This window comes from Mycobacterium sp. TY814, from assembly GCF_030755175.1.
Taxonomy (GTDB): Bacteria; Actinomycetota; Actinomycetes; order Mycobacteriales; family Mycobacteriaceae; genus Mycobacterium.
In genome coordinates, this window is record NZ_JAUFRY010000001.1 from 1,639,211 (window position 1) to 1,665,327 (window position 26,117).

Genomic DNA, 26,117 nt, shown 5'->3' on the forward strand with positions numbered 1-26,117 from the left:
CATGCCCGAAGGTGACACCGTCTTTCACACCGCCGCCGTGCTGCGAGAGAACCTGGCCGGTCGCACGCTCACGCGCTGCGATGTCCGGGTGCCCAAGTTCGCCACTGTGGACCTCACCGGCCAAGTGGTCGACGAGGTCCTCAGCCGGGGCAAGCACCTGTTCATCCGGGTCGGTCCGGCCAGCATTCACTCCCACCTGAAGATGGACGGCAGCTGGCGGATCGGCCGTCAGCGCGTGGATCACCGGGCGCGCATCATCCTGGAAGCCGGCGACGTCCGCGCCGTCGGCAACGATCTCGGCGTGCTGGAGATCCTCGAGCGCGAGCACGACGAGGCCGCTGTCGCACATCTGGGCCCGGATCTGCTGGGGCCCGACTGGGACGCGCGGGTCGCCGCCGCCAACCTGGTCGCCGAACCGGATCGCCCTATCGCTGCGGCGCTGCTGGACCAGCGCGTGATGGCCGGCGTCGGAAACGTCTACAGCAACGAATTGTGTTTCGCCTTCGGGCATCTGCCCACCGCGCCGGTGCGCGCCCTGGCCGATCCGCTGCGACTGGTGTCGCGGGCCCGGGAGATGTTGTGGACCAACCGTTCTCGCCGCAACCGCACCACCACAGGCGACACCAGGGCGGGGCGGCAGGTGTGGGTGTACGGACGGGCGGGCCAGCCGTGCCGGCGTTGCGCCACCCCCATCGCCTACGACGGTGAGGCCGAACGCGTGCAGTACTGGTGCCCGTCCTGCCAGCGGTGAGCCGTGCGCTCAGTCGCGACCGTGCGTCAGGAAGAACTCGGCGATCACCTGCGAGCCGTCGAAAACCCGGGTGGTGGCCCCGATGACCGTCTTCGGCAGGTACTGCTTGCCGCCCGGCCAGGTGTGCCCGCCCTTCTCGATCTGATAGAGGATCACCTCGGTGCCCTCGGCGCACCCTTCGGAGTCGTAGCGGCGCACCACGGTCCCGTCGTTGACCGGGGGCAGGTCCTCGATCGTCGGCGGTCCCTGGCATCGGTCGACGGCGCGCCAGCGGTCGACCAGGCTGTTGACCGAGATGGCGTGGCTCAGTCCGCCGCGGCCCCGGACGTCGCCACCGTTGTAGGGCACCACCGGATCGCCGGTGCCGTGCGCATCCAGCACCGACACCGGCCGCGACGGGTTACAGGCCACGCCGACACCGAGCGTGCCGGAGATCGGCGCGATCGCTGCGAAGACGTCGGCACGCTCGCAGGCCAGCCGGTTGGACATGAACCCGCCGTTGGACATCCCGGTGGCGAACACGTGGCCCGTAGGAACTTTGAAATCATCGCGAAGCTTGGTCACCAGAGAGACCAGGAAACCGACGTCGTCGAGCCGTTTGCGGTCGGCCGGGGCCGCACCCCGCCCGTCACCCCAGCTCTTGTCGTAACCGTCCGGGTACACCACCAGCAGGCCGTTGGCGTCGGCGACGGAGTCGAAGTCGGTCAGCCCGCGCTGGCCGGCGCCGGTGCCGCCGCCGCCGTGCAGGTTGAGCACCAGTCCGACCGGCGGCCCTGGTGGGACGTGCACCAGATACGTCCGGTTCAGTCCGCCGTAGGGAAATATCCCCGCCTGATCCCGCGCACGGGCCGCCGCAACCTGCCGCTCGTTGCACCCGACCAAGCCGGCAAGCAGAACGGCCAGCAGGAGCAGTCGCACCCAGGGCATGCCGTCAAACGTACCGACTCTGCTCACCCCGCTGATGGTGGACGGGTCATGAAGGTGCCCTTGAGCTCCAGGCCCATCGCCAGGTCTTCGTACTTCTGCTCCTTGCGCTTCTTCCAGCCGCTACCGGCCGAAATGGGCGGTGCCATCAGCGGCGGCAGCATCGAGAAGTCGCCACCCGCGTCCGCGCCGGGCAGCGGCGACGCGGCCGACGCCAGCTGGACCGGCATGTGTGCCCCGGTCAGCACCGCGGTGGCCGCCGGTGGCGCCGAGAGGTTCCCCATCGACACGGCGACGCCCATCGCTGCCGCCGGTTCCGCCGAGCCCAGAGCGCCGGCGGCATCGGACAGCGACGCCGCCGAGGCCGTCAGAGCCGATTCGCCCTCCGAGAGACCCTCAGCGATATCCGGGGCCACTGATTGCAGCGCCTGAGCCGAACTGAACTGGGCGAAGTAGCTGAGCATGTTGATCGGAAAACCCGACGAGATGAACTGGTTCGCGTAGGTGTTCGCCAGCCCGAACCAGCCCTGGTTGGGGTCGAACGTGACGCCGATCGCCTGCAACAGCGCGTCGGTCGGAGACACCGGCGGAGCGACCGCGTCCGCGGGCGCCACCGCAGCGGCGGCATTGGCGAGCACGTTGGACACATTGCTGGACGTCGCCGACGCGGCTGCGCTCTGCACCGCTTCGCCCTGCGCCGCGGGGCCCTCCGGTGTGGTGATCGACGGCGGCGAGGCGAACAGCGGCAGCTGCAGGGCCTGCGCCGAAGCCGCCTGGTAGCGATACATGGCTGCGGCGTTGCTGACCCACATGCGTTCGTACTGCGCCTCGGTCTCGGCGATGGCGGCAACGTTCTTGCCCAGGCCGTTGGTCGCGAGCAGCCGGGCCAGCTGGATCCGGTTCGCGCTGACCACCGACGGGTGCACCACGGCGGCCTGTACGGACCCGAAGGCTGCCGCTGCGGCCTGCGCCGAAGAGCCCAGCGCCAGACACTGCTGCGCGGTGCCACCCAGCCAGGTGAGGTAGGTTTCCACCGCCTGCACCATGGCGGTCGACGCCGGACCGTGCCAGGCCTCGGTCACCGACGCCAGCACCGGAGCGTAAGCGCGGATCGACTCTTCCAAGTCGTACCCGAGCCGTTGCCACGCGAAGGACGCCTCGAGCAGCGGTTCCGCTCCCGGTCCGCAGTGGATCAGCGCCGAGGTGACCTCGGGTGGCAGTCCGATGAAATCCATGCCATACACAATGTCAACTCAGGTAAATTTTTGCGAAACATTGCGTTGTCTGGCAGAGGAAATACCCAGGAACATTGCGCGTCAGCGCGCCGCGATCAGGAGACTGCGGCCACCGCGGCCGACAGGCGCGAGCGGAACTCGTCGGGCACGGGCGCGTAGCCATTGTCGGCAAGGCCGTTCTGACCAGGGCCGGTGGCGCTTTGCAGGAACGCCTTGACGGCAGCACCGAGCTGCGGGTCGGGATACTTCGAGCAGACGATCTCGTAGGTGGCGAGCACGATCGGGTAGGCGCCGGCCCGATTCGGTCGGTAGAACGAGATCGTGTCGAAGGCGAGGTCGTTGCCTTCTCTGATGAACCAGGCGGCCGAGATCGTCTTGCCGACCGAGGTGGCGTCGATGCCGACCGGATCCGGGCCCGCCGAGGTGATGACTCTGGCCACGTCCAAGTGCCGGGCCAGGGCGAACGACCATTCGACGTAGGTGACCGAACCTTCGGCGTTCGCGACGGCCGCCGCGACGCCGTCACTGCCCGCCGCGCCCTCCCCCGCGCCGCCGTTGAACACCTTTCCCGCGCCCCTGCCCCACGCGTCGTTACCGGCAGTGTCGAGATATCGCTGGAAGTTGTCGGAGGTGCCGGACTGGTCGCTGCGAAAGACCACCCGGATGGGCGCGGCGGGCAGAGCGACGCCCGGGTTCACCGCGGCGATCGCCGGATCGTTCCACGCCGTGACGGCCCCGTTGAACACCTTGGCCGCGGTCGGTCCGTCCAGATTCAGCGACGGCACGCCGCTGAGGTGGTAGGCGATGGCGATCGGCCCGAACACCACCGGCAGATTCCAGACCGGCGAGCCACACCGCTGCCGCGCCCGCTCATACTCGGTCTTGCTTAGCGGGGAATCCGAGCCGGCGAAATCGGTTTGGCCTCCCAGGAATTCGCTGATTCCGGCACCCGAACCGTTGGCGGTGTAGTTCAACGAGTGCCCAGGGCAGGCCTGTTCGAAAGCCTTGGCGAAGCGGGTCATTGCGTTCACCTGGGCGGTGGAGCCACTGGCTTTGAGCGTCGGCGGGCCACCGCAGGCTCTGACGCCGGTGTCACCGGCACACGCCGACACCATTCCCGCACCGATGGCCAACACCGTCAACCCGGCGCCGAATCGATTGAGGTCCAATTCAATTCCTCGACGAATACCGACGGGTAGTCATGCGGAACACTAACAAGTTCGGAGCACCGAGATTTGTTCTAAAGCGGGCCGGCACCATGCCGATTCGACGATTTCAGCTGCAGTTCGCGACCGGTTCACGGTCTGGAAAACTCACCCGGTCACCGTCACGGATCGAGGGGACGGCACCCATCTCCCTTCGTAACATGCGATGATCGCGATGTAAGCATCGTGTTACGTCGCACTTGTCCGCGGGGAGGTCCCAGTGATGGCGCTGTGCCGCTCACTCTCACGCGCTCTCGTGCCGGCAGCGGCGCTCACGCTGGTGACAGCGACGGTCTTGCCGACCGCCCACGCCGACGGTGTCGACAACCAATTCCTTAATGCGCTCCAGTCGCACGCCATCAATTTCGGGACACCGCAGGCCGCGATACTGGCCGCGCACAAGGTATGCGACGAACTCGACGCCGGTCGACTGAAGGCCGATGTCGCTAATGAAGTGGCGGGTAGCAGCAACCTGGACGGTTATCACTCCGGGTACTTCGTCGGTGTCAGCATCGCCGCTTACTGCCCCAGGCACCACCAGACGAACTAGTCAACGTTAACTGAGTCGTAACCAGGCGCCGGCGTCGCAACACCTAGACTTTCGATACGCATATCACCGGGAGTGATGAGTGATCAGGAAAGTGTTGTTCGGTGTGGTCGTCGTACTGACTACCGCGATAGCCACCGCCAGTCCAGTCGTCGCCGAACCCAGCCCGTTCAGTGTCCTGAACTGCAGCTGCGACGGCAGTGCCTCGTTCCAGCCTCGCGGCACGATGAACGAGCAGATCGACACCGGAATCCAGAACGGCCTGGCCGACCTGTTAGGCGACGGCGGCTAACCAGCGGCGCCGCGCCCGACGGCCTGCACCGAGGCATGTTCATGCAGTGCCATTTCGGTCTCGGGCGCGACCGGCATCAGGTCGAAGACGACCTCCTTGACGGTGCCGGTGAACGCGTACGGCGCCTTGTCCTCGTACTCACGGTCGACGACGAGCCCGTTGTCACGCCCGACGTCGAGCCCGGCATACGAGGTGAACGACAGGCTGACCGTCTGGGGCAGCTCGCCCTCACCGATCTGGCGGTCGCCGGCCCACAGCGTCACCCGCCCCCCGGAGCCGACGACAGGCTGAGCCGAGTCGAACAGCATGCGGACGGTGACCTCCCCGGTGGGGATCGGTTCGGTGGACACCTGCCGGTAGGTCTCGACACCCAGGAAGGAGTAGGTGTGGTGCAGCCGGCGCTGTTCGTCGACCCAGAGCGCGAAGCCGCCCATGAAATCGGCGTTGGCGACGATCACGCCCCGGGCGTCCTCGGGCACCGTCAGGCGCGCCTCGATCGCGTAGGAGCGGCCGTAGATGCGAGGCACCATGCCGCGCTGGATGTTCTGCACATCGCCCTTGAAAGCGAACCGGGTGGTGGTCGGAAGCGGCGGCAGATCGCCGAACATCACCGCGAGCCCGCCCAGTAGCGGCAGCACCCGGTTGCGCTCGGCTTCCTGCCACCACAGCTCCTGCAGCTCGGCGAGCTTATCCGGGTGGTCGGCGACGATGTTGTTGGCCTGGGAGAAATCGTCGGGCAGGTAGTAGAGCTCCCAGACGTCTTTGTCGGGGTCGTAGACACCGGGCGCGAAGCGCTGCATGGTTTCCGGCGACAGATCCCACGGCGCCCGATCCAGCCGGGTCGATGCCCACCATCCGTCTTTGTAAATGGCGCGGCTGCCGAACATCTCGAAATACTGCACGGTGCGGTGCTCGCCGGCCGCCGCATCGTGCAGGCTCTCCAGGAAGCTGGTGCCGTCCATCGGCTCCTGCTCGATGCCGTCGACGCTGGTCGGCACCGGTAAACCGATCGCCTCCAATACCGTTGGGGCGATGTCGATGCAGTGGGTGAACTGGCTGCGCAGCTTGCCGTCGGGCCGGATGCGGCTCGGCCAGGAGATGACCATGGGGTCGCGGGTGCCACCGAGGTGACTGGCCATCTGCTTGCCCCACTGGAACGGCGTGTTGTTGGCGTGCGCCCAGCCCGAGGCGAAATGCGGCGCGGTGAACTCGTCACCCAGCGCCTCGATGCCCCCGTACTGCTCGATCAGCGCCAACTGTTGGTCCGCGTCGAGATCCAGGCCGTTGAGGAAGGTCATCTCGTTGAAGGATCCTGTGTTGGTGCCTTCCATGCTGGCGCCGTTGTCGCCCCAGATGTAGATCACCATCGTGTTGTCGGACTCGCCGAGTTCGTCGATGGCGTCGAGCAGCCGGCCGACGTTGTAGTCCGCGTTCTCGGAGAACCCGGCGAACACCTCCATCTGGCGGGCGTACAGCTTGCGCTGGCTGTCGGTGAGGCTGTCCCAGGCCGGGAAAAGGTCCGGCCGCTCGGTCAGCTCGGCATCGGGCGGAATGATGCCCAGCTGCTTCTGACGCTCGAATGTCTTCTGCCGGTAGACATCCCAGCCCTCGTCGAACTGTCCTTGGTATTTGTCCGCCCACTCCTTGAACACGTGGTGCGGTGCGTGGGTGGCGCCGGTCGCGTAGTACATCATCCAGGGCTTGGTGGAGTTCTGGGCGCGCACGGTGTGCAGCCACTCGACGGCCTTGTCGGTGAGGTCGTCGGGGAAGAAGTACGGCCGGTCAGCCGACGGCGCCTCCGGGATGCCGATGACGGTGTTGTCCTGCGTGATGATCGGGTCGTACTGCCCGGCGGCCCCGCTCGGGAAACCCCAGAAATGGTCGAATCCCCAACCCAGCGGCCAGTTGTCGAACGGACCGGCGGCGCCCTGTACGTTGTCCGGAGTCAGGTGCCACTTGCCGAAAGCGGCTGTCACATATCCGTTGTCGCGCAGAATGCGGGGCAGCGCGGCGCAACTGCGCGGCTTGACGGTGGCGTAGCCGGGGTAGGGGCCGGGGAATTCGCAGACCGACCCGAAGCCGACCCGGTGGTGATTGCGCCCGGTCAACAGCGCCGCGCGGGTCGGCGAGCACACCGCCGTGACGTGAAAGCGGTTGTAGGCCAACCCGTTTTCGGCCACCCGGGACAGTGCCGGGGTGCTGATGCCGCCGCCGAACGTGTCCGGGCCGCCGAAACCGGCGTCGTCGATCAGCACGATCAGGACGTTCGGGGCGTCCTCCGGTGCTGCCGCACCGGGAACGATCGTCCAGTCACCGACCGACTCGGCCACGGTGCGGCCGATGGTGCCGCCGAAATTGCGTTGCGGAATCGGCAGTTTGGTGCGATCGGGGTTGAACTTGCCCATCGCCTCCTCCAAAGCCGAGCCCAGCGCGCGCAGGGTCGAACGGCTTAGCTCGGCAACCGATTTCATCGGCGAGCCGGCCATCGTCTGCTCCACCGCGAGGCGGCCCTGCGCCGGCGTCACGGCGATGATCAGGGCGCTGCCCGCCGACAGGGCCTCCCCGATCTTGTCGCCCAGCCCACTGGTGATGCGGTGATGGGCGAAGGTGCCCGCCAGGGCGCCGGCCGCGGCGCCGAACGCGGCGGTGGCCAGCAGAGCCGGCGAGAACAGGCCGACGGCCAGGCCCGCGCCGGCACCCCACGCGGCGCCGCGGCGGCCGAGTTTGTTGCCGGTGTCCAGCAGCACTCCGTTGCCGTCGGCGTCCTTGCCGACCAGCACCGCACCCTGCAACGGCAAGGTCTTGGCGTTGGCCCGCCCCGTCAGATTCTCGAAGTCACTGCGTGCAGTGTCGATGTCCTGATACCCGGCGACGATGACGAGCGCGTTGTCTTCACTCATGACCAGACTTCCTCTCGGCGGCTGACGAACTCGCGACGCGACCCGGTCACCGGGTCGTCAAACTCGATGCGGTGGGCCAACAACTGCAGCGGCGTGCTGAAGTCGTGGTCTTCGGTATGAATCACTCTGGGGTACAACGGGTCTCCGTGAATCGGCACGCCCAGCTCGGCCATCTGCAACCGCAGTTGGTGGGTACGGCCGGTCCGCGGGGTCAGGCGGTAGAGACCGTCCGGCGACTGGAGTTCGACCAGGGTCTCGGCATTGGGCACACCGGGCTCGGTCACCGCCTGCAGGTTGCCACGGCGCTTGACGATGCGACTGCGCACCACCCGCGGCAGCACCAGCCCAGGGTCGACGGCGGCCCGCGCCAGATAGGTCTTGCACACCAGCCCGCGGGCGAAAAGAGTCTGATACCTGCCTCGGAGCTCGCGCCGGGTGGTGAACAGCAGCACTCCCGCGGTCAGCCGGTCCAGCCGATGGGCCGGACTCAGCTCGGGAAGGCCCAGGCTGCAGCGCAACCGCACCAGCGCGGTCTGGGCGACGTGCCGGCCCCGCGGCATGGTCGACAGGAAGTGCGGTTTGTCGACCACGACGATGTCGTCGTCGCGATGCAGCACCGGGATGTCGAAGGGCACCGGCACTTCGTCGGGCAGATCCCGGTAGAGGTACACGCTGGCCCCGGCGGGTAACACGGTCTCACTGCCGATCGCCGTGCCGTCGGCGTCGACCACTTCACCGGCCAGCACTTTCGCACCTGCCTGAGCACCGAACCGGTCGGTCAGTTCGGACAGCACGTGTCCGCCGCGCAGGCGTACCCGCACCGGCCCCAGGGCGTCCCGAACGCCGATCAGTGCAGGCTCCATCGCGAGCAGACTATCCACCCGCGCGGGTGCGCGCGACGAAATCCGCTAGACACGGTGGTGGTGGAAGCGGGCGGCGCGCCGGCGGATCCGGTGGGCGCGTCCCCGCGTGCGCTGGGGCTGGCCGGCCAGGCGTATGGGTTCGGCGTAGAACATCGCCTTCGCCAGTTCCACCAGAACGAGGTAGACCACGACGAAGCCGCCGAGGGCGGCGAAGAACTGCCACGGCAATGGGGTGAAGCCCAGGGTGGCGGCCAGCGGGGACACGGTGAGGGCGACGCCGATCGCGACCACCGTCAGGCTGGTGGCGGTCAGCAGCCCGCTGGGTCTGCTACGGAAGAACGGGACCTTGCGTGTTCGGATCGCGAAGATGATAAGAGTCTGTGTGGCAAGCGATTCCACGAACCAACCGGTACGGAACTCGACGGCGCCGGCGTCGAGCACACCGAGCATCAACCCGAAAGTCATGAAGTCGAACAGCGAACTGATCGGGCCGAAGATCATCATGAACCGGCGGATGAATGCCACGTTCCAGTGCGACGGCGCGTGCAGTTGTTCCTCGTCGACGCGGTCGGTGGCGATCGGCAGTTGGGAGCTGTCGTAGAGCAGATTGTTCAGCAGGATCTGGCTGGGCAGCATCGGCAGGAACGGCAGCAGCGCCGACGCGGCGGCGGCACTGAACATGTTGCCGAAGTTGCTGGAGGTGCCCATCAGGACGTACTTGATGGTGTTGGCGAAGATGCGCCGCCCCTCGGCCACCCCGGTGGCCAGCACGCCCAGGTCCTTCTCCAGCAACAGAACGTCGGCAGCATCCTTGGCGACGTCGGTGGCGCTGTCCACGGAGATGCCGACGTCGGCGGCATGCAGTGCCAGGGCGTCGTTCACGCCGTCGCCGAGGAATCCCACCGAACGTCCGCTGCGCCGCAGGGTGGCGATCAGCCGTGCCTTCTGCTCGGGAGTGATACGGGCGAAGATGGTGTGCGTGCGGGCCGCCTCGGCGAATTCGTCATCGTTCTCCAGCGGCTCCAGCTCGGTGCCCGTGACAGTGCCTTTGGACACCAGACCCAGATCCCGGCAAACTTTTTCGGCGACCCTCGGGTTGTCGCCGGTGGCGATCTTCAGTTCGATGCCCAGACCGGCCAGGGCTGCCAGGGACCGGCGCGCGGCGGCCTTGGGCTCGTCGGCGAAGACCAGGAAGCCAGCCAGCGTCAGGGCGCACTCGTTGTCGGGACTGATCATGGCGAGGTCATCGGCGGGCCTGGTGGCGACCGCGACCACACGGCGCCCGGCGCCGAACAGACCGGCCAGGGTTTCAGCCGCGGCCTCCGGCGTTGTGCCGCAACGGGTCAGCACCTGTTCGGGTGCGCCCTTGACGATCAGCAGGCGGCCGCCGTCGACTCCGTCGACCAGTGCCGAGGTCGCCCTTCGCTGATGGTCGAAGGGCGACATCGCGATGCGACGCACTCCGGCGACCAGCCGCTGCGCCCGCGGCGCCTCCCATAGCGCGGCATCGAGCGCATTGGCGCTGGCGCCACCGGATTCCGGGTCGACGTCGGTGGCCAGCAACCCGAGCCGCAGCACCGGTTCCGACGGTGCGCCGGTGGGGTCGATCGTGTCGACCAGCCGGATGCGCCCCTCGGTCAGGGTGCCGGTCTTGTCGGTGATCAGGATGTCGATGTCACCCAGGTCTTCAATACAGACCAACCGCTTGACCAGAACTTTCGCCTTGGCCAGCTGCCGCGATCCGGTTGCCAGGCTGGTGCTGACCACAGCGGGCAGCAGCTGCGGGGTGATGCCGACCGCGATCGCCAGCGAAAAGAGCACCGAATCGATAACCGGCTTTTCCAGCAACAGATTGCTGGCCAGGATGACCACCATCAGCGCTATCGCGACCTGCAGCAGCAGATACGAGAACCGGCGTAACCCGACCTGGAACTCCGTTTCCGGCTGGCGGGTGTCCAAACCCGCTGCGATGCGGCCGAATTCGGCGTTGCGTCCGGTGGCGTACACCACCGCGGTGGCCTCGCCGGCGCTGACGATGGTGCCCATGAAGGCAAGGTCGGTCAGGTCGGCGAGCGCGGTGTCGGCCGGCACCGGTTGCGGCGCCTTCTCCTCGCCGGTCGATTCCCCGGTCAGGATGCTCTCGTCACATTCCAGGCCGCTGACGTCGATCAGCCGGACATCGGCCGGCACCGCCTCGCCGAGCGAGAGCCGGATCACGTCACCTTGAACAAGTTGAGTGACGTCGACGGTGACGAATTCACCGTCGCGGCGCACCACGGCGTTGTGGTGGACCCCGGCATGCAGCCGGGCCGCGGCATTCTCGGCACGGTACTCGTTGAAGAAACTGAGGCCGGTGCTGGCCAGCAGGATCACGCCGATGATCAGGGCCTGCATGCTGTCGCCGAGGAAGAACGACACGGTCGCGGTGACCGCCAACAGGATGAGCACCGCGTTGCGCAGTTGCCGGGCCAGGATCGCCAGGGCGTTGACCCGGTGTGTCCGCACCACGTTCGGGCCGTAGCGGGCCAGCCGGGAGGCCGCTTCCGCGCTGGACAATCCGGCGGGCGAAGAGTCCAGCAGGCGCAGGACTTCCTCAAGAGGAGCCGCGGCAACCTCGTTCGCGATCAATGTCGGCGGCACGGCAGGACTCTCGCGCACTTGACCAGATTGCACAAGTGACAAAGGGCATCGGAACGGCCACCCAATCACTCCTGGGGTACCGCGCTGGATGAAAGTGCGCGGTCTGGGCGGCGATCCGCGCGACCACGAGCGTGCGGGAGGCGCACCTGAACCACACGCAGACCCGGTTGGTGGTCACGCCGGACGCCGAGGGGCCGGACCGTCCACTTGTGCCGGATGGTCGCCGGGGCGCAACGCCGCCGCCGTCCAAGACTCCCCCGACTGCCCAACCTGCTGGCGGCGCCGCGGGGTCATCAGCGCCGTAAACGATTTCGCCCCAAGCACTTAACCGAAAATTCGCCCACAGTTGGGCCACTGCGCTCGCGAGCTACTCACGACGAACGTACCGTAAGTCTGATGACGCGGCGACCAACTCGGTTGGAAATAAAGCCCTTTCGGCCCATCTCTGAGCACGTTGACGGGGCATGGTGGCCGCGGTCCACGCGGTTGGTCGACGAACTGCCCGGCCTGGTGACGTCATTGGCCGACGAGCTAGGCCCGATTGCCATGGTCGGCTACCACCGCAACAGCTGGGACAGCGCTCCCCCGGTCCTCGAAATCGGCGGTCGCACTATCGAACTGCTCGGCTTCAGCGGCGACGAGCCGGCCAGCATCATCCTGATCGGCCAAGACGGGCATCACTTGAGCCTGCAGGTCATCCCGCCGGACACCGGCGAGCGCAGCGGTGAGCAGGCGCTGCAGGAAGCGCGCTCAGGCGCCGACGACGAGGTCAACGCCGCGAGCCGTTCTCTGGTGGCGCGATCGGTGGCCGACGTAGCAGAAAAACTGGCCCAGCACGAAGGCCGCGGCGACCAGCAACGCACGGCGGCGCTGCGCCCGCAGATCAGGCAATGGTGCGAGCAGGCCGCGCAACAGTTCATCGACGCGCCGGTGCAGACGTTCGTCCCGATCCTCGTCGAGCACATCGTGCGCGGCCGGCTGATGGACGCGCGCGTACCTGCGCAGGGCTGACCCGCCGCCTATCGCGCAATCCCAGCTCACCCAGGATTACCGTCCGCGCCGCCGGACCCGCCGTTGTTTCCGGCGCCGCCCTTTCCGCCCGTGCCGCCGGCGCTGAGCTGACCACCGCTGCCGACGCCGCCGGAACCACCGTTCCCGCCGGTGCCGCCGAAGCTCGCGAGGGTGCTCGTGCCCGCCGCACCGCCGTTACCGCCACTGCCGCCTTTGCCGCCGATCGCTCCGGCACCACTTCCGCTCGTCGCGCCGGCATTGCCGCCGACGCCGCCGGCCCCGCCGGTGCCGCCGGTGCCGCCGGAACCGACGTTGCCGGTGTTGAGGCCGCTGCCGCCGATGCCTCCCTGGCCCCCGCTGCCGGCCGTGCCGCCGGCACCGGCACTCCCGCCCGCGACACCGGCCGCTCCTTGACCGCCGGCGCCACCGGCACCGCCTTGGCCGCCATTGCCACCGGCATTGGCTCCGGTAACGCCGGCAGTGCCGCCCTGGCCGCCCTGGCCGCCGACAGCCCCCTGACCGCCGGCACCCCCGGCGCCTCCGGCGCCCGCACCGTTGCCCGCCTGCCCGCCGGCGCCGCCGGCGCCGCCGACGCCGCCCTGGCCGCCGGAACCGCCGTTGCGACCGCTGAAGCTCCCGGTCGGGCCCGTGGCGCCGGTGCCACCGTTGCCCGCGGCGCCGCCGGCGCCGCCGGCTCCACCTGCGCCATTGGTGCTACCGATGCCGGCTGAGCCACCTGTCCCGCCGACCCCACCGGCACCCCCGTTGCCGCCGCCGCCGCCCTGGCGGCCTTGACCCGAAACGTTCGACGTCGAGTTCGCACCGGAGCCACCGGTGCCACCCTGCCCGCCTTGACCGCCGGCCCCACCGCTGGCGCCTTGCCCGATTGCGCCGGCTGCGCCGCCGTTGCCGCCAACGCCACCAGCACCGGCTTTGCCGCCGGCACCGCCCCCGCTGCCGAGGTCGGCGGTTCCAGAAGCGCCGTTGCCACCTTGACCGCCCTGACCGCCGGCGCCGCCACTGCCATTGCTTCCGTTCACGCCACCGGCGTTGCCGCCGGCGCCGCCGGTGCCGCCACGGCCACCGTTGCCGGCGGCATCGCCAGTACCGTTCGTGCCGTTGCCGCCCGCACCGCCGGTTCCGCCGGTGCCACCGGTGCCGCCGCTGCCGGCAGTTCCGCCGGTGCCCACGGCACCGACCGCGCCGCCGTCACCACCGCGTCCGCCGGTGCCGCCGGTGCCTCCGGTGCCGACGTCGCCTAACACGCTGTTGAAGCCGTTGGCGGCAGCACCGCCGGCACCGCCCTTGCCACCGGCACCGCCGCTGCCCCTGGTACCCGTTGCGCCGCCGGCGCTTCCGCCCTGGCCGCCGGCTCCGGCATTGCCGCCGGCGCCGCCGTCGTGTCCGGAACTGCTGATGCCGGCGGCTCCGGCACCGCCGTTGCCTCCGGTGCCGCCCTGACCACCGCCACCCATCGCACCCGCGGCGCCGGGACCGCTGCCGGCCGCGCCGCCGGTACCGCCGGTGCCACCGGCACCGGCGTCGCCGCCCTTACCTGCTCCCAGGCCGAGGTCGGGACCACCCTTGCCACCGTCTCCGCCGATTCCGCCCTTGCCACCGGTCCCGCCGGCACCGTTGGTGCCGGTGGCACCGCCGGCGGCGCCGCCTTCGCCGCCCGTGCCGCCGGTGCCGCCGGTACCGCCGACGCCGCCGGTCGCACCGGCCTCGGTGGCCGCGTTGCCCGCGTTAGCGGCACCACCGGTGCCACCGGTGCCGCCTTGGCCACCGTTGCCCGCCTTGCCCGCCATCCCCGAACCGGTCCCAGCCGCACCGCCCGCACCACCCTGGCCGCCGCCGCCCCCGAGTCCGCCCGTGACGCCGCTGCCGCCGGTCCCGCCGGTCCCGCCTTGGCCGCCGGTGCCGCCATCGCCGTTGGTGCCGCCCGCGCCACCGGAGTTACCGCCGGCACCGCCAACACCGCCTCGTCCGCCTTGAGCACCCGTCTGGGCGATCCCGTTGGTGCCGTCGGCACCCTGACCGCCGATACCGCCGGTGCCACCGGTGCCGCCGCTGCCGGCAGTTCCACCGGTGCCCACCGTGCCTGCCGCGCCGCCGTCACCACCTGCGCCACCCGCTCCGCCGGTGCCTCCGGGGCCGAGTCCAGCCACTCCCAAGCTCCAACCGCTGCCCCCGGCGCCGCCGGCACCGCCGTTGCCACCGAGCCCGCCCGTGCCGGTGATGCCGCCGGCACCGCCGGCATCGCCACCCTGACCACCGGCACCACCGCGGCCGCCGGCGCCGCCGTCATTTGCGGAGCTGCCGATACCGGCAGACCCTGCACCGCCATGACCGCCGATACCACCCTGTCCGCCATTGCCGACGCTGCCCGCCGCGCCGGGGCCGGTTCCGGCTGCGCCGCCGGTGCCACCCTTGCCACCGGCTCCACCGTCGCCGCCGTTCCCGGCTCCCAGGCCCAGGTCAGGGCCCGCTTTCCCGCCGTCCCCACCGATGCCTCCCCGGCCGCCCGTTCCGCCGGCGCCGTTGACGCCGCTGGCGTCGGCGGCGCTGCCGCCGACACCACCTCGTCCGCCGGCGCCGCCGCTCAATCCGGCCCCACCGGTCGCGCCGCCCTTGCTGCCGGCGACACCGGAGTCGCCTGCCCCACCCGTCCCGCCGGTTCCGCCCTGGCCGCCGACTCCCGCGTGGCCTGCCAGACCGGTGGTTCCCAGGAACCCGCCAGCGCCGCCGGCTCCGCCGGCACCCGAGTTACCGCCGACGCCGCCGTCGCCGCCGGTGCCGCCAATTACCCCGTGGCCCACACCGGTCCCGCCGGTTCCGCCGGTTCCGCCACTGCCGCCGGCCCCGCCGGCCCCGCCGGTGCCGCCGGAGCCCAGCAGCCCGCCCGCGCCGAACAGTCCGGTGTTGGAGCCGCCGGCTCCGCCGACGCCACCGTTACCCCCGAGGCCACCGGTTCCGCCGGTGCCACCGCCGGCGGTACCGTCGGCGCCCGCCAGACCGCTGCCGCCGTCACCGCCCAGCCCGCCGGCGCCACCGGCCCAGCCCGCAATCGACCTGTTGGCCCCGCCGAGACCGCCGTTGCCACCTTGTCCCCCGGTCGCACCGGTTCCGCCCATCCCACCGGCCCCACCGGCTCCGCCGCTGCCGGCTAACAGACCGCCGGCTCCGCCGGCGCCGCCGTTGCCGCCGGCTCCGCCGTTGGTACTGACTCCGCCGGCCGCGCCCATTCCACCGGCTCCGCCCGCTCCGCCGTGGCCGAAGAGCGTCGCCGATCCGCCGGCCCCGCCGGACTGGCCGAACGCACCGGTCCCGCCACTGCCGCCATTGCCGAACAAGATTCCGCCGGTACCACCGGCGCCGCCGCCGGCCCCCGATCCGCCGGCGCCGCCCGCCCCGCCGTTGCCGATCAGGCCCGCCGAACCCCCGGCTCCACCGGCCTGGCCGGGTGCTCCGGAACCGCCACTGCCGCCGTTGCCGAGGAGGAAGCCGCCAGCCCCACCGGCCTGACCGGTGCCGACGGCGCCGTTGGCACCATCACCAATCAGCGGACGACCGAACAGGGCATTGGTCGGTGCGTTCATCACTCCGAGCACGCCCTGTTCAAAGGCCTCCAGGGGTGACGCGGCGGCCGCTTCAGCTGCGGCGTAAGAGTTCCCGCTGACCACCAGAGTGCGGGTCAGTTGCTCATGAAACGTTGCCGCCTGCGCAGCCAGCACGCGGTAGTCCACAGCGTGCTGAGAAAAGAGTGCCGCAATGGCGGTAGACACCTCGTCGGCTGCCGCGCTGACCACACTCGTCGTCGGTCCGGCCACGGCCGTGTGGACACGCGCCAGCGTTTCGCCGATGCTCTCGATGTCGGCGGCCGCTGAAGCCACGATTTCCGGGGAAATAGATACGTATGTCATCTCATGCCTCTTCGAATACATCGGGAAACCAGCAAGCGGCGTAGGCCGCGGGGAATTACCTGACTATAACCCGATGAGCATTCCCGATCGCGGCGTTTCCGGGAAATTCAAAGCTCCGCACAAAATGTCTGAACTACGGACGTTCGAGCACCAAGTTAGGCTTCTGAACAGCTGCTATGAGTTCGACATGGCAGTGCTGGCGCGAATTATCGGCCAGCTGAGCGCAATTATGCGCGGCATTAAGATTCGGAACCGAATTGGGCCGCTGCATTCGTTGGAATTGTTTATACCCAAGATTACCGAGTATCGATATGTGCAATGTGCACGATTTCTGGGCAGCCGGCAGTGCACAATGCCCGGCGTGACCCAGCCTCAGTTGGTGCGCGTTGTCTGCAATGCCGTGATCGCCTCGACGTCGGCCGGTCCGGGCAGCCCCCAGTCGGGCTTGTAGTCGAACAACTCTTCAGCCCGGGCCGACTGCAGGTCGACATCGAGCACCTCGATGGCGTTCAGCGGAACCAGCGCGGGGTGCACGTGGCCGCAGGCCCGGGCCAGACACATCAGCTCGAAGCGCAGGGTGGCCAGGTAGTTGGCGCAGCGGACCGACTTCAGCGCCGGATCCAGCCCGTGCTGTAGCCAGGCCGACTGCGTCGCGACTCCGGTCGGGCAGCGTCCGGTGTGGCAGCGCTGGGCCTGTATGCAGCCGATGGCGAACATCGCCGTGCGCCCGACGTTGATCATGTCGCAGCCCAGCGCCAGGGCCAGCAGCGCGTTCTCCGGAATACCGAGTTTGCCCGACCCGACGAAAACGACGTCGTGCTGCAGACCCTGTTCGGCGAAGGCGCGGTACACCCGCGGGAAGGCCCACTTGAACGGCAGCGCGACGTGGTCGCTGAATACCAGCGGCGCTGCGCCGGTACCGCCCTCGCCCCCGTCCACCGTCACGAAGTCCACACCCCGGCCGGTGCGCGCCATCCGCGCGGCCAGCTCCGGCCAGAACCCGTCCTCCCCGACCGCCGACTTGATTCCCACCGGCAGTCCCGTCGCCGCGGCGATCGTCTCGACGAACTCCAGCAGGCCGTCCACATCGTGGAACGCCGAGTGCCCGGCCGGGCTCTTGCAGTCCACCCCCGGTGCGATACCGCGGATCTTGGCGATCTCCTCGGTGACCTTGGCGCCGGGCAGCATGCCGCCCAGCCCCGGTTTGGCGCCCTGGCTGAGCTTGATCTCGATGGCCCGGATCGAGGGAGTCGCAGCCACCTCGTCGACCAGGCGGGGCAGGCTGAAGGTGCCGTCCTCGTTGCGGCAGCCGAAATAGCCGGTGCCGATCTGCCAGATGAGGTCGCCGCCGTTGCGGTGGTACGGCGACACCCCGCCCTCACCGGTGCTCTGCATGGCCCCGGCCATTGCGACGCCCTGGTTCAGCGCGGTGATCGCGGCGCCGCCCAGCGCGCCGAAGCTCATCCCCGAGACGTTGACCAACGATGGTGGCCGAAATGCCCTGGCGCGCTTGCGCGCTCCGCCAAGCACCTTGCCGGCGGGCAGCGGCACCTTCGGGTCGGGGTGGCCGGGGTCGCCGTCCGGGGCCGACACTGGAAACGCCGCATGCTTGATGATCGGGTAGTTGTGGGCGCGTTCCAGGTCGTTGTCGGTGCCGAAGCCGAAGTACCGGTTGCTCATCTTCGACGAGGTGTACACCCAGCGCCGCTGGTCGCGGCTGAACGGCTTCTCCGCGTTGTTGTCGGTGACGATGTACTGCCGCAGCTCCGGGCCGACCGCCTCCAGGACGAACCGCAGGTGGCCGACGATCGGATAGTTGCGCAGGATGGTGTGCCGGCGCTGCCAGAGGTCCCAGCCGGCCAACCCGGCTATGCCGCCTCCCAGCACCGCACTCACGGAGCGTTTCTTCACGCCCCCATGCTCACCCGGGCCACCGACAGATGGCTAGGGACGTGAGTCCTCAGTTGAGCGGTACCGGCTCGAGGATTTCGGCGCGCGCCTCGGGTGCGCTGGCCCGTAACTCGTCGGCCGAGACGTCGTCGGGCTGCGCCTGCGAGAGCACCTCGGCCTCCACCCGCGCCTTGTAGTTGGCCACCTCGCGGTCGACGTCCTGCGCGCTCCAGCCCAGCACCGGTGCGACGAGATCGGCCACCTCGCGGGCACAGTCGACGCCGCGGTGCGAGTACTCGATGGAGATGCGCATCCGCCGCGCCAGAATGTCCTCGAGGTGCAGTGCCCCCTCGGCGGCGACCGCGTAGACGGCCTCCACCTTGAGGTAGCCGGGCGCATCCTTGATGGGGCTGAGCAGTTCGGGGCGGCCGGCCGCCAGCGCCAGCACGTCGTCCATCATCGAGCCGTAGCGGTCCAGCAGATGCCGGACCCGGTAGGGGTGCAGTCCGACCCGCTCGCCGACGTGCTCGACCTGGTTGATCAGCGCGAAGTACCCGTCGGCGCCCAGCAGGCTCACCTTCTCGGTGATGGACGGCGCGACTCTGGTCGGGATGAACTGCACCGCGGCGTCGATCGCGTCGGCCGCCATCACGCGGTAGGTGGTGTACTTGCCGCCCGCGATGGCCACCAGGCCGGCCGCCGGCACCGCCACAGCGTGCTCGCGGGAGAGCTTGGAGGTCTCGTCGCTCTCCCCGGCCAGCAGCGGGCGCAGGCCGGCGTACACACCGTCGATGTCGGCGTGCGTCAGCGGGGTGGCCAGCACGGCGTTGACGGTGGTCAGGATGTAGTCGATGTCGGCCTTGGTGGCGGCCGGGTGCGCCAGGTCGAGGTTCCAGTCGGTGTCGGTGGTGCCGATGATCCAGTGGCTGCCCCACGGGATGATGAACATGACCGACTTCTCGGTGCGCAGGATCATCGCGACGTCGCTGACGATGCGGTCGCGCGGCACCACGACGTGGACGCCCTTGGAGGCCCGCACCTGGAAGCGTCCGCGCTGTTTGGACAGCGCCTGGATCTCGTCGGTCCACACGCCGGTCGCGTTGACGACGACATGACCGCGGACCTCGGTGATCGAGCCGTCCTCGGAGTCGCGCACCCGCACGCCGGTCACCCGGTCGCCCTCACGCAGCAGCGCGACCACCTGGGTGGAGCACCGGACCACCGCGCCGTAGTGGGCGGCGGTGCGCGCCACCGTCATGGTGTGGCGGGCGTCGTCGACGACGGTGTCGTAGTAGCGGATGCCGCCGATCAGGGCGCTGCGCTTGAGGCCGGGACTCAGCCGCAGTGCGCCGGCGCGGGTCAGATGCTTTTGCGCCGGAACGGATTTCGCGCCGCCGAGCTGGTCATAGAGGAAGATGCCGGCGGCGATGTAGGGCCGCTCCCACCAGCGCTTGGTCAGCGGGAACAGGAACGGCAGCGGCTTGACCAGATGCGGCGCCAGCGTGGTCAGGGACAGTTCGCGTTCGAACAGCGCCTCGCGCACCAGCCCGAACTCGAGTTGTTCGAGGTAGCGCAGGCCGCCGTGGAACATCTTCGACGAGCGACTGGACGTGCCCGACGCCAGATCCCGGGCCTCGACCAGGGCCACCTTGAGCCCGCGGGTGGCGGCGTCCAGCGCACACCCGGAGCCCACCACGCCGCCGCCGATCACCACCACGTCGAACTGCTCGCTGCCCAGGCGCTCCCATGCCTGTGCGCGCTGCTGGGGTCCCAGCGACCCCTCGGACCAGGTCGGCTCGCTGTCGTTGCTCGGGTTGCTCACGACGAAGGACTCCTGTCGGTTACTTGTCGGTAGGCGTGCGTACCCAGGCTAGTTCGTCAGGCGTTTGTTGAGTCGGACTTCAGTCCAGATCGTCGTGCGCCATCAGCCGCCGCGCCGCTTCGGTGATCGAACCGGACAACGAGGGGTAAACGGCGAGCGTCTGCGCCAGCTCGTTGACGGTGATGCGGTTGGTCACGGCGACCGCGATCGGCAGGATCAGCTCCGAGGCGATCGGGGCCACCACCACGCCGCCGATGACGACGCCGGTGGACTTGCGGCAGAAGATCTTGACGAAACCCTGCCGCAGCCCCGACATCTTGGCCCGCGCGTTGGTGTGCAGCGGCAGCATGATGGTCCGCGCGCTGAACTCGCCGTCGTCGATCGCCGACTGCGGCACGCCGACTGCGGCGATCTCGGGCCTGGTGAAGACCGTCGCCGCCACTGTGCGCAGGCGGATCGGGTTCACGCCCTCGCCCAGCGCGTGGTACATCGCGATGCGGCCCTGCATGGCCGCGACCGAGGCCAGCAGCAGCAGACCGGTGCAGTCGCCGGCCGCATAGATGCCGGGCACCGACGTGCGCGACACCCGGTCCACCTTGAGGTAGTCGCCGGGCCCCAGGTCGATCCCGACGCGTTCCAGCCCCAGGCCGGCGGTGTTGGGGATGGACCCGATGGTCATCAGGGCATGGCTGCCCTCGATGGTGCGGCCGTCGGTCATGGTGACCAGGACGCCGTCATCGGTGCGGGTGACCGACTCGGCGCGGGCGTTCTTGAACAGGTTGACGCCGCGTTCGGCGAAGGACTCCTCCAGCACGGCGGCGGCGTCGGCGTCCTCGTAGGGCAACACCCGGTCCCGGCTGGCCGCCACCGACACCTGCACGCCGAGCTCGGTGTAGGCGTGCACGAATTCGGCGCCAGTGACCCCGGAGCCCACCACGATGAGGTGTTCCGGCAGCTCGGTGAGCCCGTAGAGCTGGCGCCAGGTGAGGATGCGTTCGCCGTCGGGTTGGGCTGACGGCAGGATGCGCGGGCTGGCTCCGGTGGCGATCAGCACGAAATCGGCGTCGTGCTCGGTGACGGTGCCGTCCGGGGCGGTGGCTTTGAGGCGATGCCGGGCCAGGCCTGGCGTGGGGTCGACGAGTTCGCCGCGGCCCTGCACCAGCTTGACGCCCACGGCCCGTAGTTGTTCGGCGATGTCTGCCGACTGCTCGGAGGCAAGCCTGCGGACCCGGGCGTGGATCTGCGGCAGGTCGATCTTGGCGTCGTCGATGTCGATTTCGAAGCCAAGCCGCGGCGCGCGGCGCAACTCGGTGCGCAGCCAGGTGGAGGCGATGAACGTCTTGGACGGCACACAGTCGTCCAGAACGGCCGCGCCGCCGACACCATCTGAATCGATGATGGTGACGTCGACGTCGTCGGGCTTTGCGTTGGCGGCCACCAGGGCCGCTTCGTAGCCGGCCGGGCCTCCACCGAGGATCACGATGCGGGTCACCACAGCCCATAACCTAGCCCGACGAGGATGCACTCCGCAGGGCGGAGTTTAAGCTTTTCCCGTGCCGCTCTACGCCGCCTACGGGTCGAACATGCATCCCGAGCAGATGCTCAAGCGTGCACCCCACTCGCCGATGGCGGGAACTGGCTGGTTACCGGGGTGGCGGCTGACGTTCGGCGGCGAGGACATCGGCTGGGAAGGCGCGCTGGCCACCATCGTGGAAGACCCGGATTCGCGGGTGTTCGTGGTGCTGTACGACATGACGCCGTCCGACGAGATGAACCTGGACCGGTGGGAGGGCTCCGAGTTCGGCGTCCACAAGAAGATCCGCTGCCGGGTGGAGCGCGAATCCTCCGACACCGACATCGACCCGGTGCTGGCCTGGCTGTACGTGCTGGACGGCTGGGAAGGCGGCCTGCCGTCCGCGCAGTATCTGGGTGTCATGGCCGACGCTGCCGAAATAGCCGGTGCGCCAGCCGATTACGTGCACGATCTACGCACTCGGCCGGCCCGGAACATCGGCCCGGGGCCAAGCAGTCCGGAGTAGTGGCCGCCCCCGGGGCGACCGCGCCGATTCGCTGATCCCGATGCGCCGGTGCAGCCGCGCCAGCGGCGCCGGCGCCCACCAGTTCCACTGACCCATCAGGTACATGAACGCCGGGACCAGGACCATTCGCACCACAGTGGCGTCGACCAGTACCGCGATCGTCAGCCCCAGTCCGAACATCCGCATGAACGAGACTTCGGCGGTCGTGAGGGCGGCGAAACTGATCGCCATGATCAACGCCGCCGTGGTGATCACGCGACCGGTGTGAGCGAGCCCGAGGGTGACGCTCTCGTCGTTCGCGGCGCGCCGGGCCGGCCCCGGCAGTGCGCGCGCCGACTCACACCAGTACTCGCGGATCCGCGCGATCAGGAAAACTTCGTAGTCCATCGACAGTCCGAACGCGATGCAGAACAGCAGCACGGCCAGGTTGGCGACCAACGTGCCGGTACAGGTCGTGCCCAGACCTGCGAGATGTCCTTCCTGAAACACCCAGACCAGCGCCCCGAACACGGCCGTCAACGACATGAAGTTCAGGGCGATCGCCTTGACCGGCAGCACCACACTTCCGGTCAGCAGGAACAGCAGCGTGAAGGTGACGACGGCGATGAACCCGAGCACCCACCCCATCCGGGCCCGGACGGCGTCCACGCTGTCGCGATTCGTCTGGGCCAAGCCACCGAACTCGACCGCGCGCGCTAGTGGTGGCCGTACCGCGTGCAACGCGTCGAGCTGGGCGTCGGAGACGCGCGAGTACAGCGGCGCCCTGCTGTTCACGGTCAGGAATGCGCTACCGCCCGAAACGCCGGCCGGTGCGTCCGCCGGCCCGGCCATGCGGCCGCCGATGTAGGTGCCCTGCGGCGCCGAGACGTCCAGGACATCGTCGACCTTCGACAGCGCGGCGGCGTACCGGCCGAGTTCACCCGGGGAAATGCCGTCGGCATCGGGGATCACCACTTGAATGGATTTCGCACTGTCATCGGTGAACTCGCGGCGCAACTGGTCACCCACCTGACGCGACGAGGCCGACACCGGGAGCACCCGCTCGTCCGGGTAGCCCCAGCGCGCATGCAGAAACGGCGCGCCGAGCAGCAGTAGCAGCGCAACGACGGCCAGCCCCGCCGGCACCGCGAAACGCCGGACGAATCTGCTTGTCCGATACCAGAAAAGCCGTTCGACGCGACGTTGCCCGGGGTCGGGCCGCCCGCAGCGCCGCCGTAAGTCCAGCGCATCCAAGCGGTCGCCGAGCACGGCAATCGCCGCCGGTGCCGCGATGATCGCACTGGCCGCCGCGAATGCCACCGTGGCGATCCCGGCGTAGGCGAACGACCGCAGGTAGTACATCGGAAACAGCGCCAGGGCCGACATCGACAGGGCGACCGTGATCGAGGAGAACAACACCGTGCGGCCGGCGGTAGACACGGTGCGCCGGATCGCCTCATCGCAGGGCGAGCCCCCGGCGATCTCCTCGCGGTAGCGGCTGATGATCAGCAAGGTGTAGTCGATCGCCAGTGCCAGGCCCATCGCCATGGTGAGGTTCAGCGCGTAAACGGACACATCGGTGGCGTAGGTGATCAACCGAAGCACTGAGAGCGACCCCAGGATCGCGAACACCCCGACGGCGACGGGCACCGCGGCGGCGAGCAACCCGCCGAAGGCCCACACCAGCACGACGAAGCTGAGCGGAATAGCGATGAGCTCCATGCGCAACAGGTCGCTGGTGGTGCGGTCGTTGACCTGGGCGTAGATCATCGCGCTGCCGCCGACGCGGACGACGACGCCGGTCTGGCCGGTGACCACCTCACCGGCCAGTCGCTTCGCGTACTTCTGGGCCCCGTTCTCCCCGCCCGCGAGGTTGGCGACGATCAGACCGGTCCTGCCGTCCCTGCTCACCATCCCCGCCGGTGCCGGCTGGGTCCACGGCGAGGCGACGCTGAGCACATACGGCGACGCACGCAGCTTTCCGACGATGGCTTGTGCCGCTGCGCGGGCCGATGAACTGAAGGCGCCCTGCGGATCGGTCACCGTCACCAGCAACTGCTGGTCACTCTGGCCGAACGTGCCGGTCAGCAATGAACTGGCGTGCGCCGACTGCGAGTTCGGGTCTTCGAATCCACCCGCGGACAGGCGGTCGATCACCGGAATGCCGAACATGGCGGCGCCGATCATTACCAGGGCGACGACGGCGAGGATGCGCCGTGGCACCGTCGTCGCCAGAATCGCTATTCGCTGCAGCATGAATGGTGTTCCCGCCAAGATTGGGGACGGATTGATCGAAAGAATTCGAGATCAAATGTATTGCCGGCTCCGGATCAGCGTCAAAGCCTCGGGAGAAATCACAGGAATTACCCAGCATTTTTAAAGGCGCCGAGTGCGCCTGGCGTTGATAGCATGCGCGAATGACCGAGCACCTTGACGTAATCATTCTGGGCGCCGGCATTTCCGGAATCAGCGCTGCCTGGCACCTCCAGAATCAATGCCCGGGGAAAACCTACGCCATCCTGGAACAGCGCGACCGACTCGGCGGTACGTGGGATTTGTTCCGCTATCCGGGCGTCCGCGCCGACACCGACATGTACACGTTGGGCTTTCACTTCCAGCCGTGGGCCGGCCGGGCCATCGCCGGCGGCGAACCCATCCGCGACTACCTCGGCCATACGGCAGCTGAGTGGGGTGTCGACAAGCGAATCCGCTTCAACCACAAGGTCATCAGGACGGACTGGCGGAGCGCGGAGAGCCGTTGGGTGCTGCGCGCCGAGCAGGTGAACACCGGAAGCAGGATCGCCTCCTCCGTGACGATCTCCTGCTCGTTCCTGATCGTCTGCACCGGGTATTACAGCCACGAGCAGGGCCACTCCCCCAACTTCCCGGGTTCGCAGGCCTTCCGCGGACCGATCATCCACCCGCAGCACTGGCCGGCAGAACTCGACTACGCCGGCAAGCGGGTGGTGGTCGTCGGCAGCGGTGCCACCGCCGTCACTCTGGTTCCGGCACTTGCCGATTCGGGCGCGGAACACGTGACGATGCTGCAACGCTCCCCGACCTACGTCGCAGCCGAGCCGGAACGGGACGTCGTCGCCGACATGCTGAATCGCCGGCTGCCGCAGGGCGCTGTCTATGCCGCCGTCCGGTGGAAGAACATCCTGCGGCAGGCGGCGTTGTACCGGGCCTGCCGGCGGTGGCCGCAACGGATGCGGGCACGACTGATCAAGCAGGCCCGCCGGCAGCTTCCCCAGGGTTATGACGTGGAAAAACACTTTGGCCCGCAATATAATCCGTGGGATCAGCGGCTGTGCGTGGCGCCCAACGGCGATCTGTTCCGCACCATCCGGCAGGGACGGACCGAGGTGGTCACCGATACCGTCACACGGTTCACCGCCACCGGGATCCTGCTCGATTCGGGGCGTGAGCTGCCGGCAGACATCATCGTGACGGCCACGGGCCTGAACCTGCAGCTCTTCGGGGGCGCGACGGTCAGCATCGACGGCCGGCCCGTCGACCTCGCCCGCACCATGACCTACAAAGGGGCGATGCTCTCGGGTGTGCCCAACCTGGCGTTCGCGTTCGGCTACATAAATGCGTCCTGGACCCTGCGGGTCGAGCTGGTGTCGGAGTTCATCTGCCGATTGCTGACCCACATGGACACCTACGGTCTGACAACCGTGGTGGCCGAGCACCCGGGTGCCGGCGTGGAGGAGCGGCCGTTCATTGAGGACTTCACGCCGGGTTATGTACTGCGCGTGCTGGATTGGATGCCCAGGCAAGGCTCGCGCAGCCCGTGGCGGGTGAACCACAGTTACCTGCGCGACCTTCGGCTGATCAGGCACGGCAAGATCGCCGACGACTGGCTGCGGTTCAGCACGAACCGCTCGGACGTGCCGGCCGCCCCGAACGTGCCGCTCGCTCCCGCAGGCTGACCCGGCGCGAAGTCGGCTGCCCGACAGCGCATCTCGCCTTTGCCGAACCGTCGCAGACCGCCCGCACCACCCCAGATCAATATGTCAACCAGGGTTGACCTCAAGAGTGATCGTGGTTACACTTGCCGCTAAGAACAATTGCATACTGCATCTTTCTCTCA

General features: G+C 68.8%; 16 protein-coding genes and 1 pseudogene. 6 read left to right on the forward strand and 11 right to left on the reverse strand.

Annotated features, from left to right (window positions below; genetic code table 11):
* The first annotated feature begins 1 nt into the window (after position 1).
* On the forward strand, positions 2-751 hold the full coding sequence (gene nei2, locus QXH22_RS07220) for an endonuclease VIII Nei2 (RefSeq protein WP_306275230.1): 750 nt from the start codon (positions 2-4) through the stop codon (positions 749-751).
* 9 nt (positions 752-760) lie between these two features.
* Here nei2 and QXH22_RS07225 read toward each other — a convergent pair whose 3' ends face one another.
* The 3 genes from QXH22_RS07225 to pstS all read right to left on the reverse strand — a co-directional run bounded on the left by QXH22_RS07225 (position 761) and on the right by pstS (position 4,079).
* Positions 761-1,678, reverse strand: a complete 918-nt coding sequence (locus QXH22_RS07225; RefSeq protein WP_306244395.1) for a PHB depolymerase family esterase — start codon at positions 1,676-1,678, stop codon at positions 761-763.
* Positions 1,679-1,701: 23 nt separating this feature from the next.
* Positions 1,702-2,910, reverse strand: coding sequence for a PPE family protein (locus QXH22_RS07230; protein WP_306275231.1), 1,209 nt, complete (start codon positions 2,908-2,910; stop codon positions 1,702-1,704).
* 95 nt (positions 2,911-3,005) lie between these two features.
* Positions 3,006-4,079 (reverse strand): phosphate ABC transporter substrate-binding protein PstS, encoded by a 1,074-nt coding sequence (pstS, locus tag QXH22_RS07235; RefSeq protein WP_306275232.1) that lies wholly within the window; start codon positions 4,077-4,079, stop codon positions 3,006-3,008.
* Between the two features lie 259 nt (positions 4,080-4,338).
* Between pstS and QXH22_RS07240 the strand changes: the two genes are divergently transcribed.
* Together QXH22_RS07240 and QXH22_RS07245 are read left to right on the forward strand one after the other, a co-directional pair.
* The gene (locus QXH22_RS07240) at positions 4,339-4,665 is read left to right on the forward strand and encodes a DUF732 domain-containing protein (RefSeq protein ID WP_306275986.1); all 327 of its coding nucleotides are present in this window, start codon (positions 4,339-4,341) and stop codon (positions 4,663-4,665) included.
* Positions 4,666-4,744: 79 nt separating this feature from the next.
* The gene (locus tag QXH22_RS07245; RefSeq protein WP_306242028.1) at positions 4,745-4,954 is read left to right on the forward strand and encodes a hypothetical protein; all 210 of its coding nucleotides are present in this window, start codon (positions 4,745-4,747) and stop codon (positions 4,952-4,954) included.
* Here QXH22_RS07245 and QXH22_RS07250 read toward each other — a convergent pair.
* Genes QXH22_RS07250 through mgtA form a run of 3 tightly spaced genes read right to left on the reverse strand, consistent with a single transcriptional unit; the run spans position 4,951 to position 11,375 of the window.
* The gene (locus tag QXH22_RS07250) at positions 4,951-7,854 is read right to left on the reverse strand and encodes an arylsulfatase (RefSeq protein WP_306275233.1); all 2,904 of its coding nucleotides are present in this window, start codon (positions 7,852-7,854) and stop codon (positions 4,951-4,953) included. The two genes, QXH22_RS07245 and QXH22_RS07250, sit on opposite strands and share 4 nt — an antisense overlap.
* Positions 7,851-8,717, reverse strand: coding sequence for a pseudouridine synthase (locus tag QXH22_RS07255; RefSeq protein WP_306242030.1), 867 nt, complete (start codon positions 8,715-8,717; stop codon positions 7,851-7,853). The genes QXH22_RS07250 and QXH22_RS07255 overlap by 4 nt, the downstream gene beginning before the upstream one ends.
* Positions 8,718-8,762: 45 nt before the next feature.
* A complete protein-coding gene (gene mgtA, locus QXH22_RS07260) occupies positions 8,763-11,375 on the reverse strand; it encodes a magnesium-translocating P-type ATPase (RefSeq protein WP_371934161.1) in 2,613 nt (870 codons plus the stop codon).
* A gap of 378 nt (positions 11,376-11,753) precedes the next feature.
* On the opposite strand from mgtA, the gene QXH22_RS07265 reads away from it, so the two are divergent.
* Positions 11,754-12,368 carry a DUF5994 family protein gene (locus QXH22_RS07265; RefSeq protein WP_306242032.1) on the forward strand — a complete coding sequence of 205 codons (615 nt, stop codon included), beginning with the start codon at positions 11,754-11,756 and terminating at the stop codon, positions 12,366-12,368.
* Positions 12,369-12,394: 26 nt separating this feature from the next.
* Here the strand turns inward: QXH22_RS07265 and QXH22_RS07270 are convergent, their stop codons facing one another.
* From QXH22_RS07270 to QXH22_RS07285, 4 genes and pseudogenes are all read right to left on the reverse strand, one after another.
* Positions 12,395-16,291 (reverse strand): PE family protein, encoded by a 3,897-nt coding sequence (locus QXH22_RS07270; protein WP_306275234.1) that lies wholly within the window; start codon positions 16,289-16,291, stop codon positions 12,395-12,397.
* A 372-nt stretch (positions 16,292-16,663) separates the two neighbouring features.
* Positions 16,664-18,202 carry an FMN-binding glutamate synthase family protein gene (locus QXH22_RS07275; protein WP_306275235.1) on the reverse strand — a complete coding sequence of 513 codons (1,539 nt, stop codon included), beginning with the start codon at positions 18,200-18,202 and terminating at the stop codon, positions 16,664-16,666.
* A 49-nt stretch (positions 18,203-18,251) separates the two neighbouring features.
* On the reverse strand, positions 18,252-20,003 hold the full coding sequence (locus tag QXH22_RS07280; RefSeq protein ID WP_306242035.1) for a glycerol-3-phosphate dehydrogenase/oxidase: 1,752 nt from the start codon (positions 20,001-20,003) through the stop codon (positions 18,252-18,254).
* A gap of 18 nt (positions 20,004-20,021) precedes the next feature.
* A pseudogene (locus tag QXH22_RS07285) lies at positions 20,022-21,498 on the reverse strand (NAD(P)H-quinone dehydrogenase); the annotation flags it as partial.
* A gap of 58 nt (positions 21,499-21,556) precedes the next feature.
* Here QXH22_RS07285 and QXH22_RS07290 point away from each other — a divergent pair.
* Positions 21,557-22,042 carry a gamma-glutamylcyclotransferase gene (locus tag QXH22_RS07290; RefSeq protein ID WP_306242037.1) on the forward strand — a complete coding sequence of 162 codons (486 nt, stop codon included), beginning with the start codon at positions 21,557-21,559 and terminating at the stop codon, positions 22,040-22,042.
* On the opposite strand, the gene QXH22_RS07295 is transcribed toward QXH22_RS07290, so the two are convergent.
* Complete coding sequence (locus QXH22_RS07295) at positions 21,989-24,277, reverse strand: MMPL family transporter (RefSeq protein WP_306275236.1); 2,289 nt, start codon at positions 24,275-24,277, stop codon at positions 21,989-21,991. The genes QXH22_RS07290 and QXH22_RS07295 overlap by 54 nt on opposite strands.
* A gap of 161 nt (positions 24,278-24,438) precedes the next feature.
* Here QXH22_RS07295 and QXH22_RS07300 point away from each other — a divergent pair, with 161 nt between their 5' ends.
* Entirely contained in the window at positions 24,439-25,956 is a 1,518-nt protein-coding gene (locus QXH22_RS07300; RefSeq protein WP_306275237.1) for an NAD(P)/FAD-dependent oxidoreductase, read from the forward strand.
* The last annotated feature ends 161 nt before the right edge of the window (positions 25,957-26,117 follow it).